This is a genomic window from Cupriavidus sp. 05T313, assembly GCF_056396665.1.
This window is the reverse complement of record NZ_JBFTLX010000319.1, coordinates 1-6,936: the sequence shown is the minus strand read 5'-3', so window position 1 is coordinate 6,936 and position 6,936 is coordinate 1. Positions and strand designations below refer to the sequence as shown.

Genomic DNA, 6,936 nt, shown 5'->3' with positions numbered 1-6,936 from the left:
CAGGGAAGTACTCTGCCCGGTCTTTACTTTGCGTGCCGTGCTGCGTGCCATGGTGTTCCTCTGCTATCGAAATAGGCTCAACAAAACGTTCGGATTTCCGAACGAATTCATTGAATGACGGTACTTTTTTGTTTGTATCTGGATTAATTCTTATCAATCAGGAATTATATCCATCCGATTTGATGAAAACACTCCCGCCATGATCCAGCGGTCTCCGCGGATTCACCTGAATCTTATAATCATAATAATGTTAATCCGGCGGACTTCCCGCAAGCGAATCTATTCTCCGACGGGACCGGTTATTTCCGGCTCCGCGTTTTCCATGGCCCCCGGCTTGACGAGTTTTCCAAGGGTGTGAAGATACGCATCGGCGCCGCTCCCGCGCTGATAAACCGGAAATTCGACCTCGCGATCCCGGAAGCTCTTCAGCGCCTGGCCAAGGCCGCGCAAGCCGCGCTCGCGCTCGCGGCGGATTTTCTCGAAATCGATCTCCACGGGAATGATCTCCGCCGTGCCCGGCCCCGCCTCATGCAGCACATAGCCGGAAGGATCGACCACGATCGAACGCCCCACCCCGCCGTCCCCGACCCCGTTGATATCGAAGAAGTAGACCTGGTTCGTCGCCGCCGACGCGCGCGCAATCGACAGTTCGACGTCGCGATCGATGGTGTCCGTCATAGTCGGATGCAAGATCACCTCGGCACCCATCGCGGCCAGTGTCCGGGTGGTTTCGGGAAACCACATGTCATAGCAGATCGATATCCCAAAGCGGCCCGCGCCCGGCACATCGAACACGACAAACTCATTGCCGGCGGCGATACCCTGCTCGTAAGGCCGGAACGGGAACAGCTTGCGAAACCGCGCGACCACATTGCCCGCAGGATCGATGACCGGCGCCGTGTTGTAGACACGGCCGTCCAGACGTTCGAACAGCGATCCGGGGATCAGCCACAGGCCGTACTTGGCCGCCAGTCCGCAAAGCCGCGCTTCTGCCACACCGGGCATCTCCTCGGCCTTCGACGGGCTCGGACCATACGCCGCCAACTCGGAGAACATCACCATATCGACCCACGGAAAGCGGTGCCTGACATGCGCCAGGTATCGGTTCATCTGGCTGATATTCTCTTCAAATGCCGAAACCGGCATCTGGATTCCTGCTACTGCAAAACGCTTCATTTATTGCCTCTGCAAACACCCCAAAAATGGGCACGGTAAATGCGCCATTCTGGTGAGGCCACGCAACGCGACAACGAGTCATCGACCTACCTGACGGTAAATATTTTCTCTGGATGCGGGTTGCGGCGGCACTCGGTTATTCAATTGAAATTCTTCTGTGGTAATGCCGCGACATGATGGGATCTACTCTACAAGCGCGCTGGCCCCACTGTATAGTGCCGGTACAAATTTTCAGATGGAGCCAAGGAATTGAAAGAGACGCCGTTAATTGACTGGCTTCTCGCGCGCAGTCACTGGAGCCACCCCGAACGATCAGGGGCTCCATTGAACAGGCAGTTGTTTGACGACATCCGCGAAGCGATTCTCGCCGGCCAGTTATCCCCGGGTACGCGCCTGCCCCCTACGCGCGAACTGGCCAGGGAACTGCGCATTGCCCGCAACACCGTGTTGTATGCGTATGAGCGCCTCACCGACGAAGGCTATACCCAGACACACGGCGGCAGCGGCACCTATGTTGGCGATACCGCCCCCGACCCAGCCGTGCTCGACCGCGTGCCGGATCTGAGCCAGCAGGACAAGATTGAACAAGCCAGCGACGCAACGCGCTTGTCGGCGCGCGCGCGCGAGTTGCTGGCGGGTGCCGGCGCGTCGGACCTGCAGGTAGGCGCTTTCGTGCCCGGCATTCCGGATGTCAGGCAATTCCCGCGTGGCGTCTGGCAACGCCTGATTACCAAGGTCTGGAAGTCAGCCAGCCAGGAACAACTGGGCTATGGCAGCCGGCATGGCTACCGGCCGCTCAAGCGTGCGCTGGCGGAGTACCTGGCACTGGCGCGCGGGGTCGATTGCGCGCCGGAGCAGATCGTGGTGACGCAAGGCAGCCACCAGGCGATCGATCTCTGCGCCCGATTGCTCGCCGATCCCGGCGATCGCGTATGGATTGAAGACCCTTGCTATTGGGGAGCGCGCAGCGTGTTTCGCGCGGCGAGCCTGCAGATGGATGCCGTACCGGTCGACGAGCATGGCATGCTGCCTCCGATCACCCCCGAGGTCAGCCCCAGGCTCATCTTTGTCACGCCATCTCACCAATACCCGAGCGGCGTGGTGATGAGCCTCGCACGCCGCCGCCTGCTGACCGAGCTGGCGCATCGGCACAATGCCTGGATCATCGAAGACGATTACGACAGCGAGTTTCGTTATCATGGCGCGCCCCTGCCTTCTCTCCAGGGCCTGGACCCGCATCAAAACACCATCTATGTCGGCAGCTTCTCAAAGGTGCTCTACCCCGGGCTGCGGCTCGGCTTCCTCATCGTGCCGACCGCCCTGGTGGATGCCTTCGCGCTGGCGCAATCCGAACTGCATCGGGGCGGACAGTTGTCAGTACAGACCGCGCTTGCCGAGTTCATTGCGGACGGCCACTACGCTGCGCATGTGCGGCGCATGCGCAAGATCTATGGCGAACGGCAAGCGATGCTGACACAGGAACTGCGACGCAAGCTCGGTGACGAGGCCGAGATCGTCGGCACGGATACCGGGCTTCACCTGACCGTGGTACTTCGCCACGCCAATGATCAACTGGTCTCGCGTTGCGCGCTTGCCCACGGCGTCGTGGCGCGCCCCCTCTCTTCTTACTACGCCAGTCCGCTACGCTCGCAAAACGGCCTGGTCCTGGGCTATGGCGGGGTCAGTGACCAGGAGATTCCGGCAGCGGTCGGCAAGCTGGCGACGGCCGTCGAGCTGGTCAACCAGGGCTTTGGCAAGGATTGAGCGGCTTGCACAGCGCGGAAGGATCTCTTCAAGTTGGCGAGTCCGGTGCCTTGTCGCGGCGTTTCTGCAGCGGGATATCGCACATCGCTCACGACGGACCAATCATGCGGTTCTTCTATCGAGTCCACTACGAGCAGAGTTTCAGAAACCCTGGCCGCCGCCGTAATACCGATGTGGCACCGGCGGTGCATTTCAAAACCAACGCTATGAACGGCATATGAACACCAGGACCCAAGCTTCAGCCCCACCCTATTGAGTGATGATTCCTGCGCATGCGCTATGATGCGCATGCTTGGCATATGCACCGTTTTCGCAATGATCTGGAGACTGGGACGGATTGCCCTTTGTGTGCGAACGGTGCCGGCTAGCGAGACGTCAATGTTGTTCTTGTTGTTCTAACAGGCAAGCTTCAAATAAAAATAAGGGGTAATCGTGGCGTATAAATCACACAAAGTTTCGGGTCGTATGAAGGCGGCGGCAATGGCATGCCTGATCGCCTTTGGCGCACAGGCAAATGCCTGCACCAATTTCCTGCTGAAAGCGGCAGACGGCACGCCTGTCTATGCGCGCACCATGGAGTACAGCTTCGAGCTGCAGCCGGATGTAGTCGTGGTGCCCCGCAATTACGAGTATGTCGGCACCGGCCCGGGCAACAAGCCTGGCATCCGCTGGAAGTCGCGTTACGCTGTGGTGGGCGTCATGTCGGGCGGACAGCCGGTGYTTGCCGACGGGATGAACGAGAAGGGCCTTGCGGGTGGCAACCTCTACTTCCCCGGTTTCGCCGGCTATACCGATCCGGCGAAGGCCGATCCGGCCAAATCCATCGCGTCCTGGGAGTTCCTGACCTGGGTGCTGACAAACTTTGCGACTGTCGCCGAAGTCAAGGCGGCACTCAACAATGTGTCAATCGTCGACATCAAGGCGCCAGTGCTGGACATGGCATTGCCTTTCCACTTTCCCCTGCATGATGCGACCGGCGCCTCGATCGTGATCGAGCCTATCGGCGGCCAGTTCAAAGTTTACGACAACCCGCTCGGCGTCCTCACCAACTCGCCGACCTTTGACTGGCACCTCAACAATGTCAGGAATTACGTAAAGATTTCGCCTGTCGATGCCGATCCGATGAAGATTGCCGGGCAAACCTTCGAGCCTTTTGGCCAGGGATCCGGTCTTCTTGGCATTCCAGGCGATCCCACGCCGCCGTCCCGCTTCATCCGGGCCCTCGGCTATGTCGCGTCGGCCAAACAACTTCCCGACGGCCCGCAAACGATCAAGCTCGCAGAGCATATCCTGAATAATTTCGATATTCCGGTGGGCTCCATTTCCACGGCGCCCAAAGGCGGGCAGCTCGAATATACGCAATGGTCGTCGATCGCCGATCTCAGGGCAAAGCGCTACTACATCAAGAGCTATCAGGATCAGACCCTGCGCGTCGTGGACCTGGCGCATTTCGACCTGGACGGGAAGACGCTTTCGATCTCGCCGTTCAAGCCGAATAACGCGCCGCCGGCACTGAATTTCTCAAAGAGCTGATTCACCGGGGTAGCGCCGGGCGCCGTGCAAAATCATTGCCCTTGCACGCGTGCCTGCCGCACCTCCGCCAAAGCCGCCGGCTGGGCTTATCCGCCCGGCCGGCAGTCGCGCCCGCCAGGGCGCGTCTTGTGCCCTCGCCTGCCCGGCCGTCCGGCTCGGTGCATTCGGCAAAACACGCCTTCCGCCTGGCAGGATCAGTGATCTCGCCCGTGCGCGGCCTTGCGTTTTTCCCGGGCCGCGCGGCGGCGGCGGAAACCATGGTAACGGCTCGGCAAAGCGGGGACAGACCCTAGCAGGGGAAGGGAACGCAGCAACCCGGATGCGCCCGGTGCCGCTCATTCGTCGTTACAGGATCGATGGGACAGAATCCGGCTCACCCCGCTCTGCGCCTGCGCAAGCGGAAAGCTTGCACGGATTCACGCCAATCAAGCAGGTTTCGTCGCTTTGGACGAGGCGCACGCACTCGGTGGTCGCAACACTGAACGGGTTTCCCCAATCAGCCCGCCGATGGAAAGCCCGAGCGCCATGAGCCACGCAGACAAAACGAGCCCCAAACCGCTGACGCCCTTCGAAGGCAGCGACTTCCGCACCCTGATCGACGAACGGATGGCCAGTCGCGGCGCTCATCCCTTCCTGATCTGGGAACCCTTTGAAGGCGAAGGCAGGACCTGGACCTATGCGGACTTTGGCGACGGCGTGCGCCGCTTCGCGGCCGGCCTGCAGGCGCGAGGAGTACGGCCGGCGGATCGCGTGCTGGTCCACCTGGACAACTGCCCGGAGGCGGTCATCGCCTGGCTGGGCTGCGCTTACGCGGGTGCCGTGGCCGTGTCGACCAATACCCGGTCGAGCACCGACGAGCTCGCGTACTTCGCCAGTCACAGCGGCGCCGTCGGCGCCATCACCCAACCGCGCTTCGCCGCCATGGTAAAGGCCGCGGCCCCATCCCTGGCCTGGCTGGCCGTCACCGGGACGGATTGCGGCGCCGCCGCCGGGCCGGACCTCGCCGGGTTCGAGCCGTTCGCCGCCATCTCCGCCGATCCCGCGCAACTGATCGAGCGCCCGCACGACCCGATGGCGCCGTTCGGCATCCAGTACACATCCGGCACCACGGCCCGGCCCAAGGCGGTGCTCTGGACCCATGCGAACGCGCTCTGGGGCGCGCGCCTGTCCGCCATGCACGAGGACCTGCGGCCCGAGGATGTGCACCTGGTCCATCTCCCCCTGTTCCACACCAACGCGCAGATCTACTCGGTGGCAGCCGCGCTCTGGGTGGGCGCCACGGTGGTGGTGCAACCCCGGTTCTCCGCATCACGCTTCTGGCCAGTCTCCGTCAAGCATGGTTGCACCTGGACCTCGATGGTGCCGTTCTGCGTCCGGGCGCTGCTGACCCAGCCCAGGCCGGCGCGCCACAGCTACCGCTTCTGGGGCAGCGGCGTCTGCGCGCCGGCCACGGATGCGCACTTCGGGGTCAGGACGATCGGGTGGTGGGGAATGACCGAAACCATCACCCACGGCACGATAGGTTCCGCGCACCTCGCAAACGCCCCGATGTCCATGGGCAGGCCGTCCCAGGCCTATGCGATCCACGTGCTGGATGATGACGGGCAGCCTGTCTCCCCCGGCGAGACAGGCAACCTCCATGTGGGCGGCCAGCGTGGCGTTTCCCTGTTCCTGGAGTATGCGGGCGACCCGGCGGCGACGGCGGCGGCCTTCCGCGACGACGGGCTCTTCATCACCGGCGACCGGGTCCGCCTGGGCCACGACGGCTTCCTGTACTTCTCGGACCGCGCCAAGGACATGCTCAAGGTCGGCGGGGAAAACGTGGCAGCCTCGGAAATCGAGCGCGTCATCGCGCTGGTCGAGGGCGTAGCGGAAGTCGCCGTCGTCGGCAAGAAGCATCCCATGCTGGACGAAGTGCCAGTCGCCTTCGTGATCCCGCACGCCGGCACCGGCCAGGCCCTGGCCGAGCGCATCCTGTTCGCATGCAAGGCGCAACTGGCGGGCTTCAAGCATCCGCATGACATCAGGCTGGTTGAGAGCCTGCCCCGGTCCACCCTGGAGAAAGTGGCAAAGAACCAACTGCGCGCCCTGCTCGCGGACTCGCCATGAGCCATGAACCAGCCGCCGCGCCGGCACTGCACACCGCCGGGCGATGACGCTCCGGCGAAACAGAGCGCACGCCGTCCGCCCATGCTCATATACTTTTTCCAACGCCCCCTGCCCCCGCCTTGCACGTGCACCAGAAGGCGCAGGGCGGGCCGCCCCCCTAAGCGCCTCCACCCAAGAACCTCCAACAACACGTTGTTTGTGTAGCCCCAGCGCGATGCGAAGCGAGCCCCCCAAGCGATGCGAAGCGAGCCGTCAAGGTGTACCAGGCTGTATGGGGCGCCTCGGGATCCGGCGAAAAGAGCGGAAAAGAGGGACCCATGTTTGAGTATCGCCTTAAGGCGATGCGAGTTTGGG

The 6,936-nt window shown here is 62.4% G+C and carries 4 protein-coding genes; 3 read left to right on the top strand and 1 reads right to left on the bottom strand.

Annotated elements, in window-relative coordinates; genetic code table 11:
- Positions 1 to 279: 279 nt before the first annotated feature.
- Positions 280 to 1,176 (bottom strand): carbon-nitrogen hydrolase family protein, encoded by an 897-nt coding sequence (locus tag AC1DKD_RS37360; RefSeq protein WP_477104349.1) that lies wholly within the window; start codon positions 1,174 to 1,176, stop codon positions 280 to 282.
- Between the two features lie 249 nt (positions 1,177 to 1,425).
- Between AC1DKD_RS37360 and pdxR the strand changes: the two genes are divergently transcribed.
- From pdxR to AC1DKD_RS37345, 3 genes are all read left to right on the top strand, one after another.
- Positions 1,426 to 2,940 (top strand): MocR-like pyridoxine biosynthesis transcription factor PdxR, encoded by a 1,515-nt coding sequence (gene pdxR / locus AC1DKD_RS37355; protein ID WP_441633486.1) that lies wholly within the window; start codon positions 1,426 to 1,428, stop codon positions 2,938 to 2,940.
- Positions 2,941 to 3,420: 480 nt separating this feature from the next.
- Positions 3,421 to 4,473, top strand: a complete 1,053-nt coding sequence (locus tag AC1DKD_RS37350; RefSeq protein ID WP_477144429.1) for a linear amide C-N hydrolase — start codon at positions 3,421 to 3,423, stop codon at positions 4,471 to 4,473.
- Positions 4,474 to 4,998: 525 nt separating this feature from the next.
- The gene (locus AC1DKD_RS37345; RefSeq protein WP_477111966.1) at positions 4,999 to 6,582 is read left to right on the top strand and encodes an AMP-binding protein; all 1,584 of its coding nucleotides are present in this window, start codon (positions 4,999 to 5,001) and stop codon (positions 6,580 to 6,582) included.
- The last annotated feature ends 354 nt before the right edge of the window (positions 6,583 to 6,936 follow it).

Coding starts and splice junctions, on each gene's coding strand:
- AC1DKD_RS37345 (WP_477111966.1), top strand. CDS start 4,999: ATGAGCCACGCAGACAAAACGAGCCCCAAACCGCTGACGCCCTTCGAA.
- AC1DKD_RS37360 (WP_477104349.1), bottom strand. CDS start 1,176: ATGAAGCGTTTTGCAGTAGCAGGAATCCAGATGCCGGTTTCGGCATTT.